At 64.7% G+C, this 26,684-nt stretch carries 23 protein-coding genes and 1 pseudogene; 10 read left to right on the top strand and 14 right to left on the bottom strand.

Annotated features, from left to right (window positions below):
• Window positions 1–7: 7 nt before the first annotated feature.
• Window positions 8–1,540 (bottom strand): acyl-CoA carboxylase subunit beta, encoded by a 1,533-nt coding sequence (locus tag ACREBX_RS07445; RefSeq protein ID WP_431561114.1) that lies wholly within the window; start codon window positions 1,538–1,540, stop codon window positions 8–10.
• Window positions 1,541–1,742: 202 nt separating this feature from the next.
• On the opposite strand from ACREBX_RS07445, the gene ACREBX_RS07440 reads away from it, so the two are divergent.
• Window positions 1,743–3,152 carry a helix-turn-helix domain-containing protein gene (locus ACREBX_RS07440; RefSeq protein WP_431561113.1) on the top strand — a complete coding sequence of 470 codons (1,410 nt, stop codon included), beginning with the start codon at window positions 1,743–1,745 and terminating at the stop codon, window positions 3,150–3,152.
• Here the strand turns inward: ACREBX_RS07440 and ACREBX_RS07435 are convergent.
• A complete protein-coding gene (locus ACREBX_RS07435; protein WP_431561112.1) occupies window positions 3,149–4,045 on the bottom strand; it encodes a LysR family transcriptional regulator in 897 nt (298 codons plus the stop codon). The genes ACREBX_RS07440 and ACREBX_RS07435 overlap by 4 nt on opposite strands.
• A gap of 111 nt (window positions 4,046–4,156) precedes the next feature.
• On the opposite strand from ACREBX_RS07435, the gene ACREBX_RS07430 reads away from it, so the two are divergent.
• Window positions 4,157–4,942, top strand: coding sequence for an SDR family NAD(P)-dependent oxidoreductase (locus ACREBX_RS07430; RefSeq protein WP_431561111.1), 786 nt, complete (start codon window positions 4,157–4,159; stop codon window positions 4,940–4,942).
• A 129-nt stretch (window positions 4,943–5,071) separates the two neighbouring features.
• On the opposite strand, the gene ACREBX_RS07425 is transcribed toward ACREBX_RS07430, so the two are convergent.
• The 3 genes from ACREBX_RS07425 to pgi form a co-directional block, all read right to left on the bottom strand.
• Window positions 5,072–6,088: an NAD-dependent epimerase/dehydratase family protein gene (locus tag ACREBX_RS07425; RefSeq protein ID WP_431561110.1), complete on the bottom strand. Its 1,017-nt coding sequence runs from the start codon at window positions 6,086–6,088 to the stop codon at window positions 5,072–5,074.
• 104 nt (window positions 6,089–6,192) lie between these two features.
• A complete protein-coding gene (gene gor / locus ACREBX_RS07420; protein WP_431561109.1) occupies window positions 6,193–7,539 on the bottom strand; it encodes a glutathione-disulfide reductase in 1,347 nt (448 codons plus the stop codon).
• A gap of 90 nt (window positions 7,540–7,629) precedes the next feature.
• On the bottom strand, window positions 7,630–9,156 hold the full coding sequence (gene pgi / locus ACREBX_RS07415; RefSeq protein WP_431561108.1) for a glucose-6-phosphate isomerase: 1,527 nt from the start codon (window positions 9,154–9,156) through the stop codon (window positions 7,630–7,632).
• Between the two features lie 197 nt (window positions 9,157–9,353).
• Between pgi and lepB the strand changes: the two genes are divergently transcribed.
• The 4 genes from lepB to ACREBX_RS07395 are packed head-to-tail and all read left to right on the top strand — an operon-like array spanning window position 9,354 to window position 12,203.
• Complete coding sequence (lepB, locus tag ACREBX_RS07410; RefSeq protein ID WP_431561162.1) at window positions 9,354–10,172, top strand: signal peptidase I; 819 nt, start codon at window positions 9,354–9,356, stop codon at window positions 10,170–10,172.
• Window positions 10,169–10,849: a ribonuclease III gene (gene rnc, locus ACREBX_RS07405; protein ID WP_431561107.1), complete on the top strand. Its 681-nt coding sequence runs from the start codon at window positions 10,169–10,171 to the stop codon at window positions 10,847–10,849. The genes lepB and rnc overlap by 4 nt, the downstream gene beginning before the upstream one ends.
• A complete protein-coding gene (era, locus tag ACREBX_RS07400; protein WP_431561106.1) occupies window positions 10,846–11,739 on the top strand; it encodes a GTPase Era in 894 nt (297 codons plus the stop codon). Before rnc ends, era begins: the two co-directional genes overlap by 4 nt.
• Window positions 11,740–11,762: 23 nt before the next feature.
• Window positions 11,763–12,203 (top strand): hypothetical protein, encoded by a 441-nt coding sequence (locus tag ACREBX_RS07395; protein WP_431561105.1) that lies wholly within the window; start codon window positions 11,763–11,765, stop codon window positions 12,201–12,203.
• A 3-nt stretch (window positions 12,204–12,206) separates the two neighbouring features.
• Here the strand turns inward: ACREBX_RS07395 and ACREBX_RS07390 are convergent, their stop codons facing one another.
• The 5 genes from ACREBX_RS07390 to plsY form a co-directional block, all read right to left on the bottom strand.
• Window positions 12,207–13,331: a lipase family protein gene (locus tag ACREBX_RS07390; protein WP_431561104.1), complete on the bottom strand. Its 1,125-nt coding sequence runs from the start codon at window positions 13,329–13,331 to the stop codon at window positions 12,207–12,209.
• 80 nt (window positions 13,332–13,411) lie between these two features.
• On the bottom strand, window positions 13,412–15,967 hold the full coding sequence (topA, locus tag ACREBX_RS07385; protein ID WP_431561103.1) for a type I DNA topoisomerase: 2,556 nt from the start codon (window positions 15,965–15,967) through the stop codon (window positions 13,412–13,414).
• Window positions 15,968–16,051: 84 nt separating this feature from the next.
• On the bottom strand, window positions 16,052–17,671 hold the full coding sequence (locus tag ACREBX_RS07380; RefSeq protein ID WP_431561102.1) for a vWA domain-containing protein: 1,620 nt from the start codon (window positions 17,669–17,671) through the stop codon (window positions 16,052–16,054).
• 116 nt (window positions 17,672–17,787) lie between these two features.
• On the bottom strand, window positions 17,788–18,873 hold the full coding sequence (dprA, locus tag ACREBX_RS07375; RefSeq protein WP_431561101.1) for a DNA-processing protein DprA: 1,086 nt from the start codon (window positions 18,871–18,873) through the stop codon (window positions 17,788–17,790).
• Window positions 18,870–19,490: a glycerol-3-phosphate 1-O-acyltransferase PlsY gene (gene plsY / locus ACREBX_RS07370; RefSeq protein ID WP_431561100.1), complete on the bottom strand. Its 621-nt coding sequence runs from the start codon at window positions 19,488–19,490 to the stop codon at window positions 18,870–18,872. Before plsY ends, dprA begins: the two co-directional genes overlap by 4 nt.
• Before the next feature lie 135 nt (window positions 19,491–19,625).
• Here plsY and murI point away from each other — a divergent pair, with 135 nt between their 5' ends.
• The 3 genes and pseudogenes from murI (at window position 19,626) to ACREBX_RS07355 (ending at window position 22,474) form a co-directional block, all read left to right on the top strand.
• Entirely contained in the window at window positions 19,626–20,432 is an 807-nt protein-coding gene (murI, locus tag ACREBX_RS07365; protein WP_431561099.1) for a glutamate racemase, read from the top strand.
• Between the two features lie 136 nt (window positions 20,433–20,568).
• Window positions 20,569–21,789: a 5-aminolevulinate synthase gene (gene hemA / locus ACREBX_RS07360; RefSeq protein ID WP_431561098.1), complete on the top strand. Its 1,221-nt coding sequence runs from the start codon at window positions 20,569–20,571 to the stop codon at window positions 21,787–21,789.
• Window positions 21,786–22,474 (top strand): annotated as a pseudogene (locus ACREBX_RS07355) (nitroreductase). The gene hemA and the pseudogene ACREBX_RS07355 overlap by 4 nt, the downstream one beginning before the upstream one ends.
• A gap of 29 nt (window positions 22,475–22,503) precedes the next feature.
• On the opposite strand, the gene ACREBX_RS07350 reads toward ACREBX_RS07355, so the two are convergent.
• Window positions 22,504–22,665, bottom strand: a complete 162-nt coding sequence (locus ACREBX_RS07350; protein WP_431561097.1) for a DUF2158 domain-containing protein — start codon at window positions 22,663–22,665, stop codon at window positions 22,504–22,506.
• A gap of 160 nt (window positions 22,666–22,825) precedes the next feature.
• Between ACREBX_RS07350 and ACREBX_RS07345 the strand changes: the two genes are divergently transcribed.
• Entirely contained in the window at window positions 22,826–24,079 is a 1,254-nt protein-coding gene (locus tag ACREBX_RS07345) for a YceI family protein (RefSeq protein WP_431561096.1), read from the top strand.
• A 4-nt stretch (window positions 24,080–24,083) separates the two neighbouring features.
• Here the strand turns inward: ACREBX_RS07345 and ACREBX_RS07340 are convergent, their stop codons facing one another.
• From ACREBX_RS07340 to ACREBX_RS07330, 3 genes are read right to left on the bottom strand one after another with little or no spacing between them, the layout of a single operon-like run.
• Complete coding sequence (locus ACREBX_RS07340; protein WP_431561095.1) at window positions 24,084–24,674, bottom strand: GNAT family N-acetyltransferase; 591 nt, start codon at window positions 24,672–24,674, stop codon at window positions 24,084–24,086.
• A 46-nt stretch (window positions 24,675–24,720) separates the two neighbouring features.
• Complete coding sequence (locus ACREBX_RS07335) at window positions 24,721–25,380, bottom strand: class I SAM-dependent methyltransferase (protein ID WP_431561094.1); 660 nt, start codon at window positions 25,378–25,380, stop codon at window positions 24,721–24,723.
• Between the two features lie 3 nt (window positions 25,381–25,383).
• A complete protein-coding gene (locus ACREBX_RS07330; RefSeq protein ID WP_431561093.1) occupies window positions 25,384–26,601 on the bottom strand; it encodes a DUF3419 family protein in 1,218 nt (405 codons plus the stop codon).
• Window positions 26,602–26,684: the final 83 nt, after the last annotated feature.

Genomic DNA, 26,684 nt, shown 5'->3' with positions numbered 1-26,684 from the left:
ACCCTCCTTACAGCGGAATATTGTCATGCTTCTTCCACGGGTTCTCCAACTGCTTGTTTCGCAGTTTCCGCAGTCCCAGCGCGATCCGCTTGCGCGTATTATGCGGATGGATGACCTCGTCGATATACCCCCGCGATGCCGCCACAAACGGGTTCGCAAAGCGGTCCTCATATTCCTTCGTGCGTTGCGCGATCTTTTCGGGGTCGCCGATGTCGCTGCGGAAGATGATTTCGACCGCGCCCTTCGCGCCCATCACGGCGATTTCGGCGGTCGGCCAGGCATAGTTCAAATCGCCGCGCAGATGTTTCGACGCCATCACGTCGTAGGCGCCGCCATAGGCTTTGCGCGTGATCACCGTGATCTTGGGCACCGTCGCCTCGGCATAAGCGAACAGCAGTTTCGCGCCATGTTTGATGATGCCGCCATATTCCTGCGCGGTGCCGGGCAGGAAGCCGGGGACGTCGACGAAGGTGACGATCGGGATTTCGAACGCATCGCAGAAACGCACGAAACGCGCCGCCTTCTTCGACGAATTGATGTCGAGCACGCCGGCGAGCACGAGTGGCTGGTTCGCGACGATGCCGATCGTGCGGCCCTCGATGCGGCCGAAACCGCAGAGGATATTGCCCGCATGCGCCGGCTGCACCTCGAAAAAATCGCCCTCGTCGACCGTTTTGCGGATCAGTTCGTGCATGTCGTACGGCTGGTTCGCATTGGGCGGGATCAGCGTGTCGAGGCTCGCCTCGGCACGGTCATAGGGATCGCTCGTCGGGCGAACCGGAACGCCGCTGCGGTTGTTTTCGGGCAGGTAATCGAAGAAATCGCGCGCCGCGAGCAGCGCCTCGATGTCATTCTCGAACGCGAGGTCGGCGACCGAGCTTTTGGTGGTGTGCGTGATCGCGCCGCCAAGTTCTTCCTGCGTCACCACCTCGTTGGTCACGGTCTTCACGACGTCGGGGCCGGTGACGAACATATAGCTGCTGTCCTTCACCATGAAGATGAAGTCGGTCATCGCGGGGCTGTACACCGCGCCGCCCGCACACGGCCCCATGATCAGGCTGATCTGCGGCACCACGCCCGATGCGAGCGCGTTGCGCTGGAACACTTCGGCATAGCCGCCGAGCGAAGCAACGCCTTCCTGGATGCGCGCGCCGCCGCTGTCGTTGAGGCCGATGATCGGCGCTCCGACCTTCATCGCATTGTCCATGACCTTCATGATCTTTTCGGCATGGCGTTCCGATAGCGAGCCGCCGAAGACAGTGAAATCCTGACTAAAGACATAGACGAGGCGGCCGTTGATCGTGCCGCTACCCGTGACGACGCCGTCGCCGGGAACGATCTGATCCTCCATCCCGAAATCGGTGCAATTATGCTCGACATAAGTATCGAGCTCTTCGAACGAGCCCTCGTCGAGCAGCACGTCGAGCCGTTCGCGCGCGGTCAGCTTGCCCTTGGCGTGCTGGGCGTCGATGCGCTTCTGCCCGCCGCCCAAGACAGCGGCGGCGCGGCGACGTTCCATTTCGGCGATATTGGCGGACACATGGCTCTCCATCAGATTTGGAAGAGCGTCGTCTGCTCCGATTGCGCCGTCCACGCAAATGTGAATTTGCAAAGTTGTAAATTGTTACTTTGCAAATCGCCGTATATTGTCCGCTGAATCGTTTTAAGGTTGTCGAGGCGCCGCAATACCCCTCCCTAAACCCCGCGGCGGCTCGACACCATCGCAATGGAGCCCGTTTTCGATGGTACGGCAGCGCATTTTTGCGGGAGCAAAGCTCAGGGAACTCCGTATCGCGCGGGGAGCCAAGCAGGTCGATTTTGCTGGCGGGCTTGGCATCTCCATTTCCTACCTCAGCCAGATCGAGCATGACGACCGCCCGCTCACGCCTGCTCTGCTCGACAGGCTGCAAAAACTGTTTCCGCTGGAATGGGAAGAAGTCGCAGCGGACGCCGGCGACCGCCGTGCGGGAGCCCTTCGTGAAGCTGCGGCAGACCCGCTCTTCGCAGCTTCGCCGCTCGCACCCGAACAGCTTGAACGCGCCGCGCTGCAGCAGCCGCACCTCGCCGACCAGTTCGTCACGCTCCACGCCGCTTACCGCCGCGCGGGACAGCGGCTGCAGATCATCGACGAGGCGCTGACCGGCGGGACCGCCGAGGGCAGCCGACTGCCGTGGGAAGAAGTGCGCGACTGGTTCCACGACGCGGGCAATTATGTCGACAGTATCGACCGCGCGGCGGAGGCGCTGGCGGGCCAGCTGCGCGGGCGAGATCCCTCGCCGCCCATCGAAACGATCGAGCGGCGGCTGCGCGATGCGCTCGGCATTTCGATCGTCTACGGCCAGACCCAGGCGCTGCGCGATTTCGATGCGACGATGCGGCATCTGGTGATTGACCCGTCGCTGCCTGCCGAAAGCCGGCGCTTTCAGCTCGCGCACCAACTCGCCGCGCTGGCGCTGACGAACGAGATTGCCACGGTCGTCGAAGCATCGCCGCTGCGCACGGCGGCGGCGCGGCAACTGCTCCACGTCGGCCTCGCCAACTATGCCGCCGGGGCCGTTCTGATGCCCTATGGTCCCTTTCGCGCCAGCGCGCGCGGGGTGCGGCACGATATCGACCGGTTGCGGATGCAATATGGGGTGAGCTTCGAACAGGCGTGCCACCGCCTTTCGACGCTTCAGCGCCCCGGGGCGCGCGGCATCCCGATGTTCTTCTGCCGCGTCGACATGGCAGGCAATATCACCAAGCGCCATTCGGCTACACGCCTGCAATTCGCGCGTTTCGGCGGCGCCTGCCCGCTGTGGATCGTCCACGAAGCCGCCGCGATCCCCGACCGCATATTGTTCCAACTCGCCGAGACGCCTGATGGCCTGCGCTATGTGTCGATGGCGAAGGGGCTGGTGAAGCCGTCGGGCAGCTATGCGCGCAGCCCGCGCCGCTACGCCGTCGCGCTGGGGTGCGAGGCGCAATATGCCGGTGATTTCGTCTATGCCGACGGCGTCGATGTCGCCGCGCCGCAAGCCGCGACACGGATCGGCCTGTCTTGCCGCATCTGCCCGCGCGACGATTGCGACCAGCGCGCCTTTCCGCCGAGCGACCGCCCGATCCTGGTCGATCCCGACCGGCGCGACATCGTGCCGTACCGGATCGGTTAGCCCCCGATCACCAGTTCCCCGTCGAGAAAGTCGAGAAAGGCGCGGATGCGGGCGGCCGCCCGGTCTTCGGGAGCGTAAAGCGCGTGAATGTCCTCGCCGTCACCGGGGTTGAAATCGGGCAGCACCTCGACGAGCCGCCCCGCCGCCATATCCTGCGCGACGTGAAAGCGCCCATGCCGCGCGATACCGCCGCCCGCGACCGCCATCTGGCGCACCACCTCGCCCGAATTGCCGAAAAAGCTACCGTGAACGGGGCGCTGCACGGTCTTGCCGCCAATACGGAAGGGCCAGCTGTCGACCGAGCGGCGGAAGCTGAAGCGCAGGCAGTCGTGCGCGTCGAGATCGTCGGGGGTCTGCGGCGTCCCGCGACGGACGAGATAGTCGGGGCTCGCGATCAGCACCATCCGGCTGTGCCCCAGCTTCTTCGCGCGCAGGCGTGTGTCGCGCAGCGGGCCGATGCGGATCGCGACGTCGGCGCGTTCCTCGACAAGGTCGACGATCGTATCGGACAGCGCGAGATCGACGGTGATGTCGGGGTAGCGCGCGGTGAAGCGCGGCAGGATCGGCAGGATGCCCATCGCCCCGATCGATGGCGATGCGTTGATGCGGAGCAAGCCCCGCGGCCCCTGTTGTTCCTGCCCCAGCCCCGCTTCGACCGACTGAATATCGGCAAGCAGTACGCTCATCCGGTCGCGATAGGCGGTGCCTTCGGAGGTCAGCGCGAGCGAGCGGGTCGTCCGGCGCATCAGCGTGACACCGAGCCGCTGCTCAAGTCGTGCTATGCTGCGGCTGACGGCGGAGGGCGTCAGCCGCAGCGCCTTCGCCGCGGACGCGAGGCTGCCGCCATTCGCCACTGCCAGAAAGGTTTCGATATCGCCGAACCGGTTGTCCATCACCATTCCTGATTTTGAGTCACCACTGAAGTGATGAGGCGCATTCTAATCAACAATCGTTCGGCGCGCTATCTTCGGATCATCGAATTGCACCAAGGAAGGAGACCGTTCATGGACCTCAAACTCAAAGGCAAGACCGCCCTCATAACCGGATCGACCGCCGGCATCGGTTTCGCGATCGCCAAGCGCCTCGCCGACGAAGGCGTCGACGTCGCCATCACCGGCCGCAACCAGCAGAAGCTGGACGAGGCAGCCGCCGAACTGGCGCAGTCGGGCCCGATCCGCGCGGTGCTCGCCGACCCCGCGACTGCCGAGGGTGCCGAGGCGCTGATCGCCGCGGTTCCTGCGGTCGACATCCTCGTCAACAATCTCGGCATCTATGAAGCCAAGCCCTTTGCCGAGATCAGCGACGCCGACTGGCACAATATCTTCGAGGTCAATGTCGTCAGCGGCGCGCGCCTGTCGCGGCACTATTTCCCGAAGATGCTCGAAAAAAACTGGGGCCGCGTGATCTTTATCGCGAGCGAAAGCGGTCTGCTGCCGCCCGCCGAGATGATCCACTACGGCATGACCAAGACCGCACAGCTCACGATCGCGCGCGGGCTCGCCGAGCAGACCAGGGGCACCGGCGTCACCGTCAACAGCGTGCTGCCGGGGCCGACGCGCTCGGAAGGCATCACCGACTTCATCCGCTCGGTGGTGTCGAACCCCGATGCGCCCGAGGCCGAACGCGAAAAGGCGTTTTTCGAGGAACTGCGCCCGCTGTCGTTGATCCGCCGCCTGATCGAAGCCGACGAGATCGGCGCGATGGTGACCTATCTCGCGAGCCCGCTCGCCGCGGCGACCAATGGGGCCGCGATTCGTGCCGAGGGTGGGATTGTGCCGACGATTGCGTGACAATGGCTCCCCTCCCGCTTGCGGGAGGGGTTGGGGGGTGGGCAGCCACGCCGCATGGCCCACCCCGCTGCGACTAGCGAGCAAGCTCGCAAGTCTCGCTGCCCCTCCCGCTTGCGGGAGGGGTTTCTCTCACACCTTCACGATCCCCCGCTCGATCAGACTATGCGCCGTCGCGAGGATCGCTTCCTCGGGCGTGCGCATCGTCCAAGCGAGCGTCTTCATCGCATGGCCGCTGTCGCCGCCGCGGACGTTGCCGAGTTCGGCGACGAGCTGCTTGAGTTCGGGCCGCGCCAGCGCGAAGAGTTTGAGCAGCCAGTCGGGCATCTTCCGCTTCGGCACTTTCCGTGCTTGCTCGCCAAGGTTCGCGCGCAGCAGGTGCGCGACATCGATCATCTTCAGGAACGGTCCCGAACAGACAAAGCGCTCGTCGCGGATGCCGGGCGCGGTCAATGCGCGATAATGAAGATCGGCCACGTCGCGGACGTCGATGATGCCAAAGCCGATGTCGGGGCACATCGGGACCTTGCCCTCGAGCAATTGCTTGACCAGCTCGATCGAGGTCGACAGATCGTCCGAGAGCAACGGTCCGAACACCGCGGCGGGGTTGACCGAGGCGAATTCCATATCGCCGCCCTCGGCCGCCACCCAGTCGCGCGCGGCGCGTTCGGCGACGGTTTTGGAGCGCGGATAGGGCATGACCTCGGGGTTATCGAGATTGGTCCAGTCGGCTTCGCTATAGATGTCGCGGCCCTTGCCATGACCGTAGGCGATTGCCGCCATCGACGAGGTGAGGACGAAGCGCTTCACGCCCGCCGCCCGCGCGAACCGTAAGGCGCGAAGTGCGCCTTCGCGCGCGGGGACGACCAGTTCGTCGGCATGTTTGGGAACGCCGAGCGGAAAGGGCGAAGCGACGTGCGCGACATGGCTGCATCCGACGACCGCTTCGGCCCAGCCCGCGTCATGTTCGAGGTCTGCCGAAAAGAAACTCAAGCGGTCGTTGTCGACACCCAGCCAGCCGCGCACCTCGGGTTCACGCTTTAGGCTGCGGACGGTCGTATGAACCGTCCAGCCACTATCGATGAGCTGCCGGATCAGGAAGCCCGCGATATAGCCGCTGCCCCCGGTGACCAATGCCGTTCCCGTCATGCGCCCCTCCTGCTTTGCAGGCTAGTTTAGCACTCCGTGTTCCCCGGCGAAAGCCGGGGTCCATGGCGGTCGCATGAGCCCCGGCTTTCGCCGGGGATCAAGCCTTATTTCAGCAGCACCAGTTCCTCGGCCATGCTCGGGTGCAGCGCGACGGTGGCGTCGAAATCGGCCTTGGTCAGCCCTGCCTTTACCGCGACCGCCGCGGCTTGCAGGATTTCGGGGGAATCGGGACCGATCATATGCAGCCCGACCACCTGATCGGTCGCCGCGTTGACGATCATCTTGTAAAGCGCGCGCTCGTTGCGACCCGCGAGGACATTCTTCATCGCGCGGAAATCGCTGGTGTAGACACGGATCGAACCGAGCTTGTTGCGCGCCTCGGCCTCGGTCATCCCGACCGCGCCGATCGGCGGATGGCTGAACACCGCGCTCGGCACATTGGCATAGTCGACGACCGTCGGCTTGCCGCCGAACACGCTGTCGGCAAATGCCTGGCCTTCGCGGATCGCGACGGGAGTGAGCTGGATGCGGTTGGTGACGTCGCCGACGGCATAGATGCTCGGCACCGACGACTGGTTGGTCTCGTCGACCTTGATTGCGCCGTCCTTGTCGAGTTCGACCCCGACGTCTTCGAGACCCAACCCCTTGGTGTTGGGAACACGCCCGGCAGCAACCAGCACCGCATCGGCCTGAATCGGGTCGCTATTCTCCAGATGGACCGTCAGCGAGCCGTCATCATTCTTGTCGATCGACCGGAACGGCGCGTTGAACTTGAACTCGATGCCCTTGGTCATCGAAATCTGGAGCAAGCGGTCGCGGATCTGTTCGTCATAGCCGCGCAGGATCGTGTCGCCGCGGTTGACGATCGTCACCTTGCTGCCGAATTCGTTGAAGATACCGGCGAACTCGTTGGCGATATAGCCGCCGCCCGCGATCACGACGCGCTTCGGCAGCGTTTCGAGATGGAAAACCTCGTTCGAGGTGATCGCATGTTCGCTGCCCGGAAATTCCGGGACGTGCGGCCAACCACCGGTCGCGATCAAAATATGCGCGGCGCTGATTTCCTGCCCGTCGGCGAGCCGGACCTTCTGCGGGCCAATGACGGTCGCGCGGGTCTTGAACAGCGTGACCTTGTGATTGTCGAGCGTCTGGCCATAGAGGCCCTCGAGCCGGTCGACTTCGGCGAGGACATTGTCGCGGAGGCGATTCCAGTCGAACTTGCAGTCGGGGACGTCCCAGCCGAATTTGCGCGCGTCCTTCAGATCCTCGGCGAAATGCGCTCCGTAGACGAGCAGCTTCTTGGGCACACAGCCGCGGATGACACACGTGCCGCCGACCCGATATTCCTCGGCGACGGCAACGCGCGCGCCGTGCGACGCGGCGATGCGCGAGGCGCGAACCCCGCCCGACCCGGCGCCGATGACAAACAGGTCGAAATCAAACTCGCTCATTCAAAACCCCTGATCTTTTGTGGTCGCGTGATATTCGCGTCGGCGGCCTATGTGGTTACGCCGGTCCTTGATGCCAATCGAATTTTGCGGTCACAGTGATGGAGCAGAGGTTCTCTCGCCGAGTGCGGCCTGCATGAGCGCCTGCGTTGCAGGATCGAACTCGACCGTCCCTTCGGCAAGACCTTTGGCCATTTCCTTGCCGAGTTCGACCCCGAACTGGTCGAACGGATTGATGCCGAGCAGCACGGCATTGGCGAAGACGCGATGCTCGTAGAAAGCGATCAGCGCGCCGAGGGTGCACGGCGTCACCTGGTCGAGCAGGATCGTCGTCGAGGGCCGATCGCCCGGATAGTTGCGCGCACCATCCGCGCTCGCACGTCCCGTCATCAACGCCGCGCCCTGCGCGATGCAGTTCGCAACGAGCGTTTCGTGGTGCGCCTCGTCGAGCAGATGATCGGGTTCGCGTGCAACGACAAACTCGACCGGCGTCAGGCGCGTGCCCTGATGCAGCAGCTGGAACACCGCATGCTGCGCGTCGGTGCCGACGCCGCCCCAGGTGATCGGCGCGCTCTCGCGGCCGACGGGCTGGCCGCCCAGCGTGACCGATTTGCCGTTCGATTCCATCTCAAGCTGCTGCAGATAATCGGGGAGCAGGCGCAGCCGCTCGTCATAAGCGAAGACCGCGCGCGTCTGACAGCCGAGGCGGTTCGCATAAATCTGGTCGGCGAAGGCGGCGAGCAGGCAGACATTGTCGGCGCCATCGCTCAGCCGGAAATGGCGATCCATCTCGGCAGCCCCTTCGAGCAGATCGGCAAAGGCGTCCCAGCCGAGTGCGAGCGCGGCGGGAAAGCCGATCGACGACCAGAGCGAATAGCGGCCACCGACACTTTCGTTGAACGGCAGGATGCGCGTTTCGTCGATGCCCCACTCGATCGCGCGCTCGGGCTTCGCGGTCAGCGCGATAAAGCGGCCAAGCGGATCGGAGACGCCGGCCTCTTCGAGCCACTGCAGCGCCGAATTGGCGTTGAGCAAGGTTTCGGTGGTGGTGAAGGTTTTCGACGCGACCGCGACCAGCGTATGTTCGGGACTGAATTTGACGAATACCTCGTCGAGCGCCGCGCCATCGACGTTCGATACGATGGCGACGTCATAACGGTCGCTATGACGGCCGAGCGCATCGATCAGCAGGTCGGGACCGAGCGCCGATCCGCCGATGCCGATGTGGAGCAGGTGGCGGATCTCACCGAACGCACCCGCCTCGATCGCGTCGATCATCATCCGCATCCGCTGGTGCAGCGCCTGCGCGGCGTGGACCGACTCGGGTGCGCCATCGCCGCGTTCGGCGCTATGCTCGGCGGCGCGGTCTTCGGTCGGATTGGCGATGCCGCCGGAGAAGAGCGTCTTGCGCCGGCCCGCGAAATCCTGTGCGTCGGCGAGACCCGAGAGAATGCCGACAGCCGCCGCATCGAGGTGCGTCTTGGCAAAGTCGAAGCGGATGTCGGCGACGCTGCGCACCAGCGCCTGCAGGCGCGTTTCGGGGTCGGCGGCGACCAGATCGGTCAGCTTCTGCGGCTGCCAGTTCGAAAGGGCCTGCCAGGCGTCGGATGCGGTTGTCATCGTCTATTGTCCTCGAAGGGGAGTGAATCGCGGACTTTCTCTAAGCCTGCCGCCACCCGCGCGCCAGTGTCGTCCACCGATATTTGCTTGACGTGGCAACCTATTCATCGCCAATGCGCGGCATGACCAATGCCAGCTTTACCGCCGATGTGACGCCCCCGACCGGGCCCGCGCCGTCGTCCCCCACCCCGGCGCCGGTGTCCGCCAAGGAAGAGGCGGTCGACACGGTCCGTTTCCTCGCGCTGCTCGCGATCGCGGTATTGATTTTCCGCAGCTTTTTCCTGTCGCCTTTCAACATCCCGTCGGAATCGATGCAGCCGCGGCTGCTGATCGGCGACTATCTGCTCGTCAATAAAATGGCCTATGGCTATTCTAAATACAGCCTGCCGTTCAGCGTGCCGTTGATCCCCGGCCGCATTTTTGCGCGCACCCCCGAGCGCGGCGACGTCGTCGTGTTCAAGGCCCCGCCGGTCGCCGACAATGATTATATCAAGCGCGTCGTCGGCCTGCCTGGCGACAGCGTTCAGGTGAAGGACGGCATCGTCTGGCTGAACGGCAAGCCGCTGAAGCGCGAAGCCATCGCCGATTTCGTCATCCCGGTGACCCCGAACATGGTCGAAGCGTCGCGTATGACGGGCACCCTGCCCTGCTATTCGCCCGAGTTCGAGGAAGTCACCGCCGACGGCCAGCGCCAGTGTCGCTACAAGCAGTTCCGCGAAACGCTGCCGAGCGGTAAAAGCTATGCGATCCTCGACATCACCACGATCCCCGAGGATAACACGCCGCTGGTCGTCGTACCCGCAGGCCATTTGTTCCTGATGGGCGACAACCGCGACCGCAGCGCCGACAGCCGCTTCCGCGCGATGGAAAATCAGGGCATCGGCCTCGTCCCCGAGGAAAATCTGGTCGGCCACGCGCTCGTCGGCATGTTCTCGACCGATGGATCGGCAAGCTGGATCAACCCGATCAGCTGGTTCACCGCGGCGCGCTGGAGCCGCATCGGGGACGGTTTTTGAACGATCCGCTGAATACCGGGGCGCTCGCCGAGATCATCGGCGGCACCCCGGGCGATCTGGCGCTGTACGATCTGGCGTTGACGCATGGCAGCACCGGCCGCGCCGATTACCAGCGACTGGAGTTTCTCGGCGACCGCGTGCTCGGTCTCGTCATCGCGTCGGAACTGTACAACCGCTTTCCAACCGCCAGCGAGGGCGAGATGTCGTCGCGGCTGCATGTGCTTGCGTCGGGTGCCACCTGTGCCGCGATCGCGCAGCGGCTGAAGCTTACCGACCTTGTCCGCTTCGGCGCTCAGGCACGCAATGACGGTGGGCGCTATAGCGACAATATCGCCGCCGACGCGATCGAGGCGCTGATCGGCGCGCTCTATCTCGATCAGGGTATCGACGCTGCGCGTGCCTTCATTCTTGCTCATTGGGGCGAGATGATCGACGGGCAAAAGGCCGCGCCCAAGCACCCCAAGGCAGCGCTGCAGGAATGGGCGCTCGCGCGCAAACGCCGTCCGCCCGAATATGAAATCGTCGCGCGCGAAGGCCCCGACCACTCGCCGCGTTTCCGTGTTGCCGTCAGCATCGGCAAGCTCGCGCGTGCCGAGGCCGAGGGCACCAGCAAACAGGCGGCCGAAAAGGCCGCGGCGGCGGCATTGCTCGTCGAACTCGAAGGACAAAAAGAATGACCCACCGCTGCGGATTTGTCGCCGTCGTCGGCGCACCCAACGCGGGCAAATCGACGATCGTGAATGCCCTCGTCGGTCAGAAGGTCGCGATCGTCAGCCCGAAGGCGCAGACGACGCGCACGCGGCTGATGGGCGTCGCGATGGACGGCGAAACGCAGATCGTGCTGATCGACACGCCGGGCATCTTTGCCCCTACCCGCCGGCTCGACCGCGCTATGGTCGCGGCGGCGTGGAACAGCCTCGACCAGGCCGAGGCGATCCTGGTGATGATCGACGCCGCCGCCAAACTCGGCGAGCGTGCCGAACGCGTCCTGCAGGGGATCGAGGGACGTCCCGAGAAGAAATTCCTTATCCTCAACAAGGTCGACCTGACCAAGAAGGACAAGCTGTTGACGATCGCAACGACGCTCAATGAGCGGGTCGCTTTCGACGAAACCTTCTTCATTTCGGCGAGCACCGGCGACGGTGTCCCCGAACTCAAAGCGACGCTGTCGGCGCTGATGCCTGAGGGACCATGGCATTTTCCCGAGGATGAAGTGAGCAACGCCCCCGAACGCATACTCGCCGCCGAAATCACGCGCGAGCAGCTCTACCGCCAGCTCCACGAAGAACTGCCCTACCAGTCGACCGTCGAGACCGAGAAATTTACCACGCGCCCCGACGGCAGCGCCGAAATCCACCAGCAGATCCTCGTCGCCCGCGACAACCAGCGCGCGATCATCCTCGGCCACAAGGGCGAGCGGATCAAGGAAATCGGCAGCAAATCGCGCGCCGAGCTCGCCGAACTATTGGGGCGCAAAGTGCACCTGTTCCTCCACGTCAAGGTGAAGGCGAACTGGGACGAGGATCGCAGCGTCTATCGCGACATGGGGCTCGACTGGGTCGATTGAGAAAGACGTGAGGGGGCTAGAAAATGACCAAACCCGATTCCATCATATTTTTTGATCGCCTTTTCCTGGGGGCGCTGGTGCTCGGTGTGCTGAACTTCATGTTCGCGTGGAGCGATACGTCGGTCAAGCTCACAAGCTCACCAGAATTCGCAGCTACCGGCTTTGGAACGGGCTTTCTCATTGCATCATTCGCCGTCGGCATGATCATCAACCTGATCATCTGGTATTTCATTTCGGCGCGGGCGAGCAAAATTGCCAAATGGATCCTGACCGCCTTTTTCGCGATCGGCCTGCTTTCGATGTTGAGCAACCTCAACAACCCGCTGGGGCCGCAGGGTGTCTCGCTGGGCGTGGCGCTTGTCATCACCCTCATTCAAGGCGCAGCGATCTACATGCTGTTCCGCCCCGATTCCATCGCGTGGTTCAACCGCAAGCCTCCCGTCGATCCGGACACTTTCCGCTAGTCGCTATATCCGCCGGCAATCGTTCGGCGGCGGGTTGCCGTCGAAGCGCGAAGTAATCCAGCCGATCGTTTCCTGCGCACTGTCGCGCGCGCTCGCCCCATGATCACCCGTCATGTCGATCCAGCGCAGTGGCGTCCCGCGCTTGCACACCGCCTTGGCGAACTTGCGCGTGATCGCGGGTGCGACGATCGTGTCCTTGCTGCTCTGCGCTATCAGCAACGGGCCGGGCACGCGCGCCGGATCGACGCTGTTGGCGCGCTCGAAGGAGCCGAAGGGCTCGATCTTTTCGATATCCTTGCCCTTTGTCGCACGGGCGATCGTCAGAATGCCGAGGATCGTACCGAGCTTCGGCTTCTTGTTGAATGCGACGCAGTTGTTTTCGGCCAGTCGGCGGATGATGCCCTGATTCGTCCGGTTCGCGACGCCATCGAGTGGGAAGCCGTAGAGCTTCGACCAGCTGTCGAGCGCGAACGACAGCAATAACGCGCGCGCATTCTTGTCGCTGCCCTCGCGCAAATTGGCGCCGAGATCGGTCGGCGGCGCGGCGACGGCGGTGGCGACGAGCGTCAGGTCGGGCGCGTAGGAGCGCGCGGCGGTCGCGGTCCACAGCGCGGCGTGGCCGCCCTGCGATTCACCCCAGACCGCAAAGCTGCTGCCGGCGGCCGCGCCGGGGATTTCGCGCGCCGCGCGGACGGCATCGAGCACCGCGTTCGCCGTGTCCTGCCCGACGAGGAACGGGTGCATGGTCGGACTGCCCAGGCCGATATAATCGGGCGCGGCGACGACATAGCCGCTACGGACCGCGTCCATCCCTGCTGTGTAGGCAAAGAAGTCGGGACTGAGCGACGGCGCGCATTTTTCGGCGACACCCCACGCGCCATGGGTCCATGCGATGACGCGGCGCGGACGCTGCGGGATCGCCTCCATTGGCGCGGCAACGATGCCGGTGACGGCGAAGCGCGTGCCGCTGCCGTTGGTCGTCCAATATTGCACGCGCCATGCTTGCACGCCGGGCGGCGTGTCGGTCATCGGCTGGGCGGAGATCAGATAGCGCGGCTGTTGTGCCGCGGCGGGCAGCGAGAGCCCAGACAGGATGGCGAGCAGGACGGCGGCAAACAGATGGCGCATGAGCAAGTCTCCCTGATGCGCCGCCTTACCATGTCAAAACAGGAACGTCATCCCGGCGGAGGCCGGGATGACGTGATTCCTTATTCCTTGGCTGCCTTCTTCTTCGCTGGCGCCTTCTTGGCTGCGGGCTTCTTTGCCGGAGCCTTTTTCTTTGGCGCCGCCTTCTTCTTGCCCTTCGCGGGACCCTTCGCTGCGCGCGCGTCGATCAGCGCGATCGCCTCTTCGAGGGTCAGCGTTGCCGGGTCGGCGCTTTTCGGCAAGGTCGCGTTGGTCGTGCCGTCGGTGACGTACGGACCGAAACGTCCCTCCATCAGCTTCATCTCGCCGGCGCTCGTCGGGTGCGGGCCGAAGGTGTTGAGCGGCTCCGCCTTGGTACGCCCGCGTCCACCGCCAGCGGCGGCTTCGGCGATGCGGACGACCGCGGCGTTCATGCCGATGTCGAAGATTTCGGCGGTACCGGTCAGCTTCGCATATTTGCCGTCGTGCAGCAGATACGGACCGTAACGCCCGAGTCCCGCCAAAATGACGTTCCCGCTTTCGGGATGCGTCCCGACTTCGCGCGGCAGGCTGAGCAGCCGCAGAGCGTAATCGAGATCGAAATCTTCGCCCGGGATATCCTTCGGGATCGACGAGCGTTTCGCCTCCTTGCCATCGCCGAGCTGGATGTATGGACCGAAGCGCCCGCTGCGCTTGGTCACTTCTAGCCCGCTGTCGGGATCGTTGCCCATCGTCTCGGGGCCAGTATCAGCCCCGTCGCTGCCACCCGGCTGCGCAAATTTCCGTGTAAACTTGCAGTCGGGATAGTTGCTGCACGCGATGAACGGTCCGAACTTGCCGCCGCGCAGCGCCAGCTTGCCGGTGCCGCAATTGGGACAGATGCGCGGGTCGCTGCCGTCGCCCTTGTCGGGGAAGAGATAGGGGCCGAGGAATATGTCGAGTTCCGCGGTGATCTCTGACGGCTTCTGCTCCATCACTTCGCCGGTCCGCGGCTTGAAGTCGCGCCAGAAACGTTCGAGAACCGCCTGCCATTGCGCGCGGCCACCCGACACGTCGTCGAGCTCTTCCTCGAGGCCGGCGGTGAAGTCATATTGGACATAACGCTCGAAGAAGCGTTCGAGAAACGCCGTCAGCAAACGCCCGCTTTCCTCGGGTCTGAAGCGGTTCTTTTCGACCGTCACATAGGCACGATCCTTGAGCACTTGCAGGATCGCCGCCCAGGTCGATGGACGCCCAATCCCAAGCTCTTCCATCTTCTTGACCATGCTGGCTTCGGAATAGCGCGGCGGAGGCTGGGTTTCGTGGCTTTCAAGATCGACCCCGGTCTTGGCGGGGGCATCGCCCTTCGCCATCGCGGGCAACAGGCGTGCATCATCGTCATCCGCCGCATCGTCGCGGCTCTCGTCATAGAGCGCAAGGAAACCCGGGAATTTTACCACCTGTCCCGTCGCGCGCAGCATCGTCTTGCCGGTGCCGTCGGTCAGGTCGAGGCTTGTGCGTTCGAGCCGCGCCGAGGCCATCTGGCTCGCCATCGCGCGCTTCCAGATCAGTTCGTACAGCCGCGCATGATCGCCGCCACCGGTCTTGTCTTTGCTGAAATCGGTCGGGCGGATCGCCTCGTGCGCTTCCTGCGCATTCTTCGCCTTGGTCTGATATTGCCGCGGCTGGTCGGGAACATAGCCGCCATCGTAGCGCGTCGCGATCGCCTTGCGCGCCGCGCTGATCGCGCTGCCGTCCATCTGGACGCCGTCGGTACGCATATAGGTGATCGCGCCATCCTCATAGAGGCCCTGCGCGATCCGCATCGTGTGGCTGGCCGAGAAGCCGAGCTTGCGCGCGGCTTCCTGTTGCAGCGTCGAGGTCGTGAACGGCGGCGGCGGATTCCGCGTCAGCGGCTTGGTCTCGACCAGATCGACCGAGAAATGACCCGCCTTCACATCAGCCTCGGCAGCGCGTGCATCGGCTTCGCTGGTGATCGTCAGCCGCTCGATCTTGTCGCCGCGCCAGCGCGCGAGGCGCGCCTTGAACGGCGTGCCCGACATTTCGAACAGCCCGGTCACCGACCAATATTGCTGCGCAACAAAAGCCTCGATCTCACGCTCGCGTTCGACGATCATCCGCAGCGTGACCGACTGGACGCGACCCGCCGATTTGGCGCCGGGCAGCTTGCGCCACAGCACCGGCGACAGCGTGAAACCAACGAGATAGTCGAGCGCACGGCGGGCGCGATACGCGTCGATCAGATCTTCGTCGAGCGCACGCGGATGCGCCATCGCGGTCAGGACCGCGTCCTTGGTGATCGCGTTAAACGTGACGCGATCGACCTCGGCTGGCAGTGCCTTCTTGCTGCGCAGCAATTCCTGCACGTGCCAGCTGATTGCCTCGCCCTCGCGATCCGGGTCGGTCGCGAGAATCAATCGGTCGGCGGTCTTTGCCGCGTCCTGGATTTCCTTCATCCGCTTCGCTTTGTCGGGATATAACAGCCACTGCATGGCGAAGCCGTCGTCGGGATCGACCGACCCGTCCTTGGGCGGCAGGTCACGAACATGGCCATAGCTGGCCAGAACCTTGAAGTCGCGACCGAGATATTTCTCGATCGTTTTCGCCTTTGCGGGCGATTCCACGATTACCAATTGCATTAAAAAACTATCCCCGTCACCGGCTCTCACATGTACGCGCGAGGGTGGCGGGGATAGCTTGATTCCGTCAAGCCGGATTTTTTCTTATCCATTCTGCCATTTGAAGTCGGCGGGCAGGATGCATTTGCCCGCGTCATATTTGCCGACGCTGCGAATGATTTCCTGATCCTCGGGCTCGATCCGGCGGCCGCTGATCTGGCTGTCGACGACGCGGCGGACGAGGGCGTCGAGTTTCGTCACCAGATAGCAGTCGATCGCCGGCGGCGCGTGCGGATTGCCGACGCCGCTGTCGTCGGTCAGGAACAGGTAGCGCGACTGGGTCGCCGCCGCCATCGCGCGCATAGCATATTCGGCCTTGTCGGCGACGCCCGATGCAGCGACCGGCGTGACATGGATGCGCTTGGCGCGCGCGGCCTCGGCAGCCGCCCACGTGCGCCCAAACTTGTCGTCGTGCGGCGGCGCGTCGGCGACGAGCAGCAGCGACTTGACCGCATCGGGGCGCCAGTCCTGCCCCACCGCGCGGACCATCGCCTGATCCATCGCCTCGGGATAGTCGCCGCCGCCGTTCGCGTCCTGCCGCGCCAGCGCGCCCTGCACGCGCCCGATGTCGCGGTCGAAGGCGACAGTGCGCGTGACATAATCGTCGCCGAGATCGCGGTAGAAGACAAAGCCGATGCGGATGTCGAGGTCGCGGTGCTTCGCGGCGATCGCGCTGATGATCGAGCGGAGTTCGGCCTGCAAATAGTTGATCTCGTCGCCCATGCTGCCCGTCGTGTCGACGACGAGCATCAGGTCGAGCTTGGTGGCTTTCGTTGTCGCCTGGTTCGCGGTCAGGCCAATGAGCTGCCCGCCCGAGGCGTTGGCGACCAGTACCGGCCGCGCGTCGGCGATCGTGCGACCTGCCTTTCGCGCCGAAACCGTGATCCGCTCGCTCAGCCGGTCGAGCCCGGGAAAGAAGACCGCGCTGCCGTCGGCCTGTGTTGCCATGGTGATGCTGTTGCCGTCGCTGCACGTCACGATCACGTCGGCGAACGGCACCGGCTGGCCGCTGCGGTCGTTGATCTTCACCGTCACGACGCGCGTCGTGTCGACGCGCGGCAGGTTCCGCACCTCCTGCCCCAGATCGCTGCTGCGGTTGACATAGGAGGCGTAAAGTTCGGGGTTGAGCAGATCGTCATGCTCGCCCGCGGTCAATATCCCCGATTGCGGTTGCGGTTGCGGGCGCGGATAGGGCCGCGGAGGCACGATGCCCGGGCCGACGCGCGAGAAGTCAGACGATGAGCCTGTGGTCGGCGCGCCCGAAGCGGGCGGCGGCGGAAGCGCCTCGGCCGAGGCGTCGCTGGAGCCGGCGCCCGCTCGCGATCCGGTCACGAGCACTTCGGCAGCATCGCCGGCATAGGACGGCGGTGGCGGAGCCATTGGCGGAGGGGGCGGAGGCGGAGGAGGCGGCGGAGGCGGCGGGGCGGCCTCGACGGCCATCGCCTCTTCGCGATCGCGTTTCTCGCTCCCCCGTGTCTTGATGCTGCCATTCACTTGCTGCGGCTGCAGCCGTACCTCGGGATCGAGCTGTGGCAAAGGCGCGGCGTTGCGGCAGAAGCCCTGGTCGGGCGCGCGTCTGGAATGCGCCATGGCAAGCGGGATCGGGGCGGGCGCCGAAGCCAGCACTGCAATCATCGTGACACCCGTCAGAAACCGGCTTCGCATCAACAAATTCCCCCGCCATGTGATGTAATATCATCATCCTGCGGTCGGACCGCTGAACCGTGGCTGAACCGCGACGAGGCGTTGGATTGTCGAAAGTAGGCCGGCTGTGCGGGCGGTCACACGAGCGAAATTTTTGCCCCGGCATGGCGCTCGACGCGCCCCGCAAGCTCGAGTTCGAGCAGGACGAGTTGCACCGTCGAGGCGTCGTGCCCGGACTGCCGCACCAATTCATCGACCGCGACGGGCGTCGGGCCGAGCAGGTCGATCAGCGACCGGCGTTCGCCGTCGCCCGCGTCCACCGGCGCGGGAGCGGCGGCATAGCGTTGCACCGGTTCGCGCACCATTCGCGCGTCGATCGGTCCGACCGCTTCGAGCACGTCGTCGACCGTCTGGATCAGTGTCGCGCCTTCACGGATCAGCAGGTTGCAGCCTTGCGCGCGCGGGTCGAGCGGCGAGCCCGGCACCGCCATTACTTCGCGGCCATAGTCGCCGGCACGCCGCGCGGTGATCAGCGACCCCGATTTCGGCGCCGCCTCGATCACCACCGTCCCGTGCGCGATCCCGGCGATGATGCGGTTGCGCGACGGGAAGTGACGCGCAAGCGGTTCGGTCCCCGGCGGCTGTTCGGCGATCAGCAGCTGGTCGCTCGCAATCTTTTCCTGCAGCGCTGCGTTTTCCGGCGGAAAGGCGATGTCGATCCCGCTGGCGATCACGCCCACCGTCGCGCCGCCGAGCGCGCCGATATGCGCCGCGGTGTCGACCCCGCGCGCCAGCCCGCTGACCACCGTCACGTCGCGCGCCGCCAGATCGGCTGCGAGTTGGCGCGCGAAGCGGCATGCGATCGCCGAGGCATTGCGCGCGCCGACGATCGCGACGCATGGGCGCCGCAGCATCGCGGTATCGCCGCGCACCACGACGACGGGCGGCGCGCCCTCGACCTCGCTCAGCATCGGCGAATAGTCGTCCTGGTCGCTGAAAATATGGCGTGCGCCCAATTGAGCCACGCGCTCGATCTCACGCTCGGCGATCTCGACCGGTGCGATGCGCGCCTTCCCCGCCCCGCCGCGCAGAACGAGGTCGGGCAACGCATCGAGCGCGGCTTCGCCCGATCCGAAGCGCTGCATGAGCTGGTGCCAGCTCACCGGGCCGACGTGCGGCGTGCGGATCAGCCGCAGCCGCGCCAGCCGCTCGGCATGGGTCACGCTCCGCCGGCTCCTTCAGGGGTGTCTTTCTTTCCGCCGACGCGCGGCTCGGTCCCGGCACGCAGTCGCGCGATATTTTCGCGGTGGCGCCACAGCACGATCACCGCGAGGCCCGCGAGGCCGATGGCATAGATCTGATGACCCAGCGCGAGAGCGACGAGCGGCGCCGACACCGCGCCGAGCATCCCGCCAAGCGACGAGATGCGGAGCAGCAAGACGGTGCCGAGCCACACAATGGCGAACACCAGCCCGATCGGCCAGGCGAGCGCGAGTGCGAGGCCGAGCAAGGTCGCAACGCCCTTGCCGCCGCGAAATTTCAGCCAAACCGGATAGCAATGACCAATCATCGCCGCGGCGCCCGCAATCATCGCGGCGTGGTCGCCGAGTTCGGGAACGAAATGCCGCGCGAGCAGCACCGCTACCGCGCCCTTTGCCGCGTCGAGGATCAGCGTTGCCGCCGCCAGCCCCCTGCGCCCGGTACGCAGCACATTGGTCGCGCCGATGTTGCCCGACCCGATCTGGCGCAGGTCGCCCGCGCCGAACATGCGCGTGAGGATCACGCCGAACGGGATCGATCCCAACAGATACCCCGCGGCAATCAGCAAATATAAAGTCATGACGCTCCCCGCTCGCTTTGGATCAATGTGGCGCCGTTACCGAAATCAATCAATGGATTCGGCAAGAGTGGCAACCGAATTGGACGAACTCGGCGACCATTGAGTGCCCATGCCGTCGCTGCTAGGCGAAAGCCCATGAACGCTCCCGCGCCCGATGCCCCCATTCTCTTCTTCGACAGCGGCCTCGGCGGGCTGACCGTGCTCGGGCCGACGCGCGCGCTGCTGCCGACCGCGCCGATCGTCTACGCCGCCGACTATGCCGGGCTGCCCTATGGCAAGAAGAGCAACGAGGAACTCGCCGCGCGGGTCCCCGCGCTACTCGGCCGCCTTGTCGAACGCTACCAGCCGCGGCTCGCGGTCATCGCGTGCAACACCGCCTCGACGATCGCATTGGCCCACGTCCGCGCCGCGCTCGACCTGCCGATTGTCGGGACGGTGCCGGCAATCAAGCCCGCCGCCGAGCTGACCAAAAGCGGCGTGATCGGCGTGCTCGGCACCGAGGCGACGGTCCGCCAGCCCTATGTTGACGACCTCGGCGCAAAGTTCGCGGGCGGCAAGATTGTGCTGCGCCACGGCAGCCCGGGTCTGGTTACCGGGGCCGAGGCGAAGCTGCGCGGCGAGGCGATCGATCCCGACACCATCACACGTGCGATCGCGGGCCTGCGCGACCAGCGCAGCGGCGACCGGATCGACGTGATCGTCCTCGCCTGCACGCATTTTCCGTTATTGCAGGACGAATTGCAGGCTGCGGCGGGCCCGGGAGTGATGCTGATCGACGGCGCCGCGGGTATCGCCCGGCGCATCGCCCATCTGACCCAAGGCCAGCCTTGGCCCGCCGTGGCCGCCCCCGGCATTGCGGTCTTCACGCGCAGCGAAGACCGTCCGCCGCCGCCGCTGGCCGCGCTGGCGCCCTATGGCATCGGGTCGATCGAGACGATCTGATAGGACAATTTGTCCCGTGAATTGCGAATCGTTCGCACTGGATTTCAGCCGGATTCGGCGTTATTGGCCCGCCTGTTAATGCCGCCGGAGGGAGCGGCTCCAGAGCTGCACTAGCACCTGACTGCGGGGCTGAAACGTGAACTATAACGATATTTTCGCTCGGGCAATCGACCGGCTGCATGAAGAAGGGCGCTACCGCGTCTTCATCGACATCCTGCGCAATCGGGGTTCGTTCCCCAATGCGCGGTGCTTTGCGGGCCACAACGGGCCGAAGCCGATTACCGTCTGGTGCTCGAACGACTATCTCGCGATGGGCCAGCATCCCAAGGTGATCGAGGCGATGGAAAGCGCGCTGCACGACGTCGGCGCGGGTTCGGGCGGTACGCGCAACATCGGCGGCAACACCCACTATCACATCGATCTCGAGCATGAGCTCGCCGACCTGCACGGCAAGGATGGCGCGCTGCTCTTCACCTCGGGCTATATTTCGAACGAGGCGACGCTCGGCACGCTCGGCAAGCTGCTGCCGAACTGCATCATCTATTCGGACGAACTCAACCACGCCTCGATGATCGCGGGCATCCGCAATTCTGGCTGCGAAAAGCGCGTGTGGCGCCACAATGATCTTGCGCATCTCGAGGAACTGCTCGCCGCCGACGACCCCGACGCGGCGAAGCTGATCGCGTTCGAAAGCGTCTATTCGATGGACGGCGACGTCGCCCCGATCCATGCGATCTGCGATCTTGCGGACAAATATAACGCGCTGACCTATTGCGACGAAGTCCATGCCGTCGGCATGTACGGCCCGCGCGGCGGCGGCATTTCGGACCGCGACGAGGCGGCCGATCGCCTCACCATCATCGAGGGTACGCTGGGCAAGGCGTTCGGCGTGATGGGCGGCTATATCGCCGCCGACAAGAATATCATCGACGTGATCCGCAGCTATGCGCCGGGCTTCATCTTTACGACCAGCCTGTCGCCGGTGCTCGTCGCGGGTGTGCTCGCCAGCGTGCGTCACCTGAAAGCATCGAGCGTCGAGCGCGAGGCGCAACAGGAAGCCGCCGCTTATCTCAAGCAATGTTTCCGCGATGCGGGCCTGCCGGTGATGGATTCGACGACGCATATCGTCCCGCTGATGGTCGGCGACCCGGTTCGTGCGAAGAAGATCAGCGACATCCTGCTCGCCGAATATGGCGTCTATGTGCAGCCGATCAATTTCCCGACCGTGCCGCGCGGCACCGAACGCCTGCGCTTCACCCCGGGTCCGGCGCATGACGAGGCGATGATGCGCGAGTTGACAGAGGCGCTCGTCGAAATCTGGGACCGGCTCGAACTGCAGCTTCAGAAGGCGGCGTGACGGGCGCACCCGGTTTCGATGACGTCGTCGTCGGACGCCGCTCGATCCGCGGCTTCCTCGACAAGCCCGTACCGAATCGCTGATCGCCGAGATACTCGAGGTCGCGATGCGTGCGCCTTCGTCGTTCAACAATCAGTGCTGGAACTTCTCGGTCATCAGCGGTGAGCCGCTTGCCGCGATCCGCCGGGGCAACACCGACGGCATCCTCGCGGGCAAGCCTGACAGTCGCGAATTCCGCCGCTTCGATGGCATCGCCGACGATCATCGCGGCCGCCAGATCGAGATTGCCAAGCAGCTTTTCGGCGCGATGGGCATCGCGCGCGACGACAAGGATGGACGGCAGGACTGGGTGCTTCGCGGTTTCCGTCAATTCGATGCGCCGGTCAGCGTCGTTGTCACCTATGACCGTGTGCTGCTCGGCAGCGACATCGCGCCGTTCGATTGCGGCGCGGTGACCAACGCGCTGGTCAACGCCGCATGGTCGCGCGGGCTCGGCTGTGTCATCAACAGCCAAGGGATCATGCAAAGCCCCGTCGTGCGCGAACATGCGTGCATCCCCGACGATCAGGTCATCATGATCTGCGTCGCGATGGGCTGGCCCGACGTCGATTTTCCGGCCAATTCGGTGGTATCGAACCGCAAGAGCGTCGATGACGCGGTGCGCTTCGTCGGTTTCGAGGATTGAAGCCGCGCAAATGTGGTTGGAACGGCCGTTTAGTCTTTGACAAGTTCCAATTGGGCAAGCGCAAAAGCATGGCCCTTCATTTCACCCTTAACCATCCACTCGCAGTATGCTTCGATTCCTTCTACCCACTTCGCCGTCATAAACTCGCTGCCTGACTTCAGCTGCACAACATCTCCCGCCTTTATTCCCATACTTGGTTCCTTTCGGTTGAACTGCCGAAGTTACAAAAAGAACAAATAGAGATCAAGCACTATATTGGGGATATGGCAGAAAACGTTGACGCCTTCGACAAGGTCGGCACGATCCGATAGGATCGTTGGCGAATCCCCTCCCCGGTCACGAAAGATTGTCATGCCAACACAGCGTTATAGCTATACCGCGATCACGCTTCACTGGCTCATCGCGCTGCTGCTCGCTTTCCAGATCGCGCTCGGCTGGGCGCTCGAAGGAAACAACAGCCCCGAATTGTTCGCGCGGTATCAGCTGCACAAGTCGATCGGCATCACGATCCTGCTGCTCAGTCTCGCCCGCCTTGCCGCTCGCCTGTTCACACCGCGTCCGCCCGTGTCCGACGGCCCGGCATGGACGCGCGCGCTCGCTAGCACGGTGCACTGGCTTTTTTATCTCGTGATGATCCTGGGGCCAATCACCGGCTGGCTCCTCGTTTCGACCGCACGCGTTCAGGTCCCTACGCTGCTCTACGGCCTCATCCCCTGGCCGCACCTGCCCGTTGGCCGGAGCTGGCATGAGCCCGCGGAATCGATCCACGGCGCGATGGCGTGGCTCGCGATCGGACTGTTCGCCCTCCATATCGCCGGCGCGCTTCGTCACCAGTGGCTGCTCGGCAAACCCGAACTCCAACGGATGATCCCCTTTGCGCGCGGCAAGGCGGCGGGAGTCGCTATCGGCGCGCTGGCCCTCGTCGGCGCAGCCTTTGTCGCGGGCCAGACGATCTATCCCGAACGGCCCCGGCCCAGTGCGGAAAAAGCTTCGCCGCCTCCGGTCGCCGCGCCGACCACGGCGGCCATCATTCCCGCGGCGAAGGATGACGAAAGAACGGCTATCGACGCGACCGAGGAAGCGCCCGAAGATACGGCCCAGCCGCTCGCCGACTGGACGGTGGCATCCGGCGGGCGGCTCGGCTTCACCGCGCGCTGGAACGGCGAGGCGGTCGATGGCCGGTTCGATCGCTGGCGCGCCGCGATCCGGTTCAGTCCCGACGAGCTCGCCAAGTCGGCCATTCGCGTCACGGTCGACCTTGCCTCGGCCGACACTGGCGACGGACAGCGCGACGATTCATTGAAGAGCAGCGATTTCTTCGATGTTGGCGCGCATCCGAGCGCGGTCTTTACCGCGCGCGACATCCGCCACCTCGGCGGGGACAGATATGAGGCGCGCGGCACGCTCGACCTGCGCGGCGCCGGCAAGCCCGCGACGCTGCGCTTCACGCTGCGCATCGACGGCGACCGCGCGCGCGTTGCCGGAACCGCGCGCATCGACCGCACCGTCTTTGGCGTTGGCCAAGGCGAATGGGCCGCAACCGACGCGATCGCCGCCGCGGTGGATGTCGCCTTTTCCTTCAACGCCACGCGCCCGGCGTCCTGATCGATCAGGAAGATGGGCGCATCATGCCCCAGAAATGCGGGCCGCCGGGTACGTCCCACCCGACTTGCGTAACAAATCCCAGCCGCTCGTAGAGCGGAACATTCTCGGGCGTCGCGGTCTCGAGCCAGCAAGGCAGCCCTTCGGCATCCGCGACGGCGGTCTGCGCCCGGATAATCCGACCGCCATGCCCCTTGCCCTGATGTTCCCGGCGCACGCCGACATAATGGAGATACCAGAAACGCCCTTTGGGGCGGTGCGCGTCGATGCTGCCCTGCACCTTCAAGCCGCGCGGCAAGGCGGTGCCGAAGGTCGCGACGAGCGGGATGACGGTGCGCAGAAATTCGAGCGTGCCGCTATGCGCCTGCCCCGGAGCACGCCATAGCGCCGCCGCCTCGTCGCCCGGCGAGCGGAGCGCCACCCCGGCACGGGCATCGGCGGGGGCGAGAACCCGAAACAGGCTGCGGAGCGCGCGGGCGCGATGATCCGGGTCGGGCAAGATCCACGACAGCGCGGGGTCGGTCTGGAACGCTTGCGCCAGCGTTTCGATGATCGATGGCAGTTCGGCAGGCCCTGCCGGCAAGATCATATCGGTCATCGCGCCTCCCGCGCGAAAGGAGCAGACCGCGCGACGCTTGGCAAGACTAACGCGGACGTTTGTCCAGCCGCAGCGCCCAGGCATAGCCGCGATAAAGCCGCGTCACCGCGAGCCGGGCGCCAGCGTCGTTCGCGGCTTCACGCGCGGCTTCGATCAACAGCGCGCGCGGTTCGACATGAAAGCGCGCGAGCCACGCGAACAGCGCGGCGCGGAACCAGTCGGGCATATCCTCCTGCTGGCCGAAATCGACGATGTGTAGCGATCCATAGGTCGACAGATGGCGCATCGCTTCGCGGATCGCGCCTTGCCAGTCGGGGATCATCGACAGCGTATAGCTTTGAAAGATGCGGTCGAAACTGGCGGTGCGAAACAGCGCATTCGGGTCGAAGCCCGTCGCGTCGGCGCACGCAACGCTCACTCTTCTGGTCAGTCCCGCGTGCGCGATCGCGGCGCGGGCGGTCTTCAGCATCTCTTCCGAAATATCGACGCCGTGGAATTTCGCACCGGGCCAGCAACGCGCCGCCGCAATCAGGTTGCGTCCGGTGCCGCAGCCGATTTCCAGCACATGCCCGCCCACCGGGGGCGTCAGTTCGTCGATCAACCGGTCGCGCCCCAGCAGATAATATTTGCGTGTCAGGTCATAGATATGACGCTGACCGCGATAGACGCTGTCCATGTGTGCAGCGTGCCCCTCCCCCGCTGCCATCGATCAGCCTTTCAGGATATAGAGATGGACCCCGCCATAAATGGCCGAGCGGTCGCGCCGCGTATAGTCGAGCGATTCATCGGCGCGATAATCCCACCGCCGCAGCAGGTCGTCGGGAAGGCGCCCGGGCAGCAGCGTCGGTTCGGCGGCGGTGCGGAAGAGCACGCGTGCGCCGGGCCGCGCGGTGCGCGTGACCTCGCTCCACAGCGCGGTCAATTGCGCGTCGCTCATCCAGTCTTGCGCGTCGAGGAAGATGTAGCGGTCGAAGCTTGTGGCATCGGCGGCAGCCAGCATGTCGGTCATGTTTGCGTGGAGCATCGTCACCCGCTCGGCACGCGCCCTGACGGCCCGATAATGATCCGCCTGCAAATAGGGCGGCAACGACGCCGACGCACCTTTTCCATAGCCGCGCCCGAATGCCTGCCACGCGAAGTAATTGTCCTCGAGCGGGAAATCGCAGGTCAGTTTTTCGAGGCGCCCGCGCAGGACATCGGCCATCGGCTTCCCGTCCGCCAGCGCGTCATATTGGGCCGGCGGAATGCCGAGCCCGAACAGCGACGATCGCTGGTCGGTGACCCAGCGGATGAACTTGCGGTCGAAGAAGGGCGCGAATTTCGTCTCGAAAATCATGCGCTGCTCCTCGATCGTCTTCGCTTCGAGGAACTGGCGCGGATCGATGCGGTGCATCCGTGCGACCAGATGGGCAAGCCCGATAAAGCTGCCGAGCAGTCCGCGCTTGTAAAGCCCGTGCGCAAAGCCGTTGATCCGGCGACGTCCAACGAGATCGCGACCCTCCCAATAGCGCCGACTCACCTCGTCGAGGTGCGGGCGGACAAAGGCGCGATAATCGGCGATATTGCCGCTGCTGTCGGCGTCGGCGAAAAAGCGGCGAAGGCTGGCGTGATCGGGCAGCCGCTGGATCGCCACGCGCTTCAGATTGTTCAGTGCGACATGCGCGGTGTTGAGGTCGACCGCGACGATCTCCGCCGGGTCGGCGGTCAGATAGGAAAAGACGTTGCAGCCACCGCTCGCGATCGTCGCGATCCGGTTGCCGGGCTGGATCGCCAACGCCTCCATGTCGACGACGGGGTCTTCCCATATCTGGGCATAGACGAGGCCCTTGAACGCCAGCGCAAAAGCGCGGTCGAGCAGGCGTTGTTTCTGTTCGCCGTCTTCACGAACGACGGCGGCGGCGATCTTGCGATTGGGTTGGCTGGCCATGCGAATGGGTTCCTCGGACAATGTTGATCCGGGGCCGCGCATGGCACGCTTTCATGCGATTTCCGTGCCGGTTCGATGACAAT

This window comes from Sphingopyxis sp. (assembly GCF_050725655.1).
Classification (GTDB): Bacteria; Pseudomonadota; Alphaproteobacteria; order Sphingomonadales; family Sphingomonadaceae; genus Sphingopyxis.
Note: the sequence above shows the minus strand (reverse complement) of the source record. Positions and strands in the feature narration are given on the sequence as shown.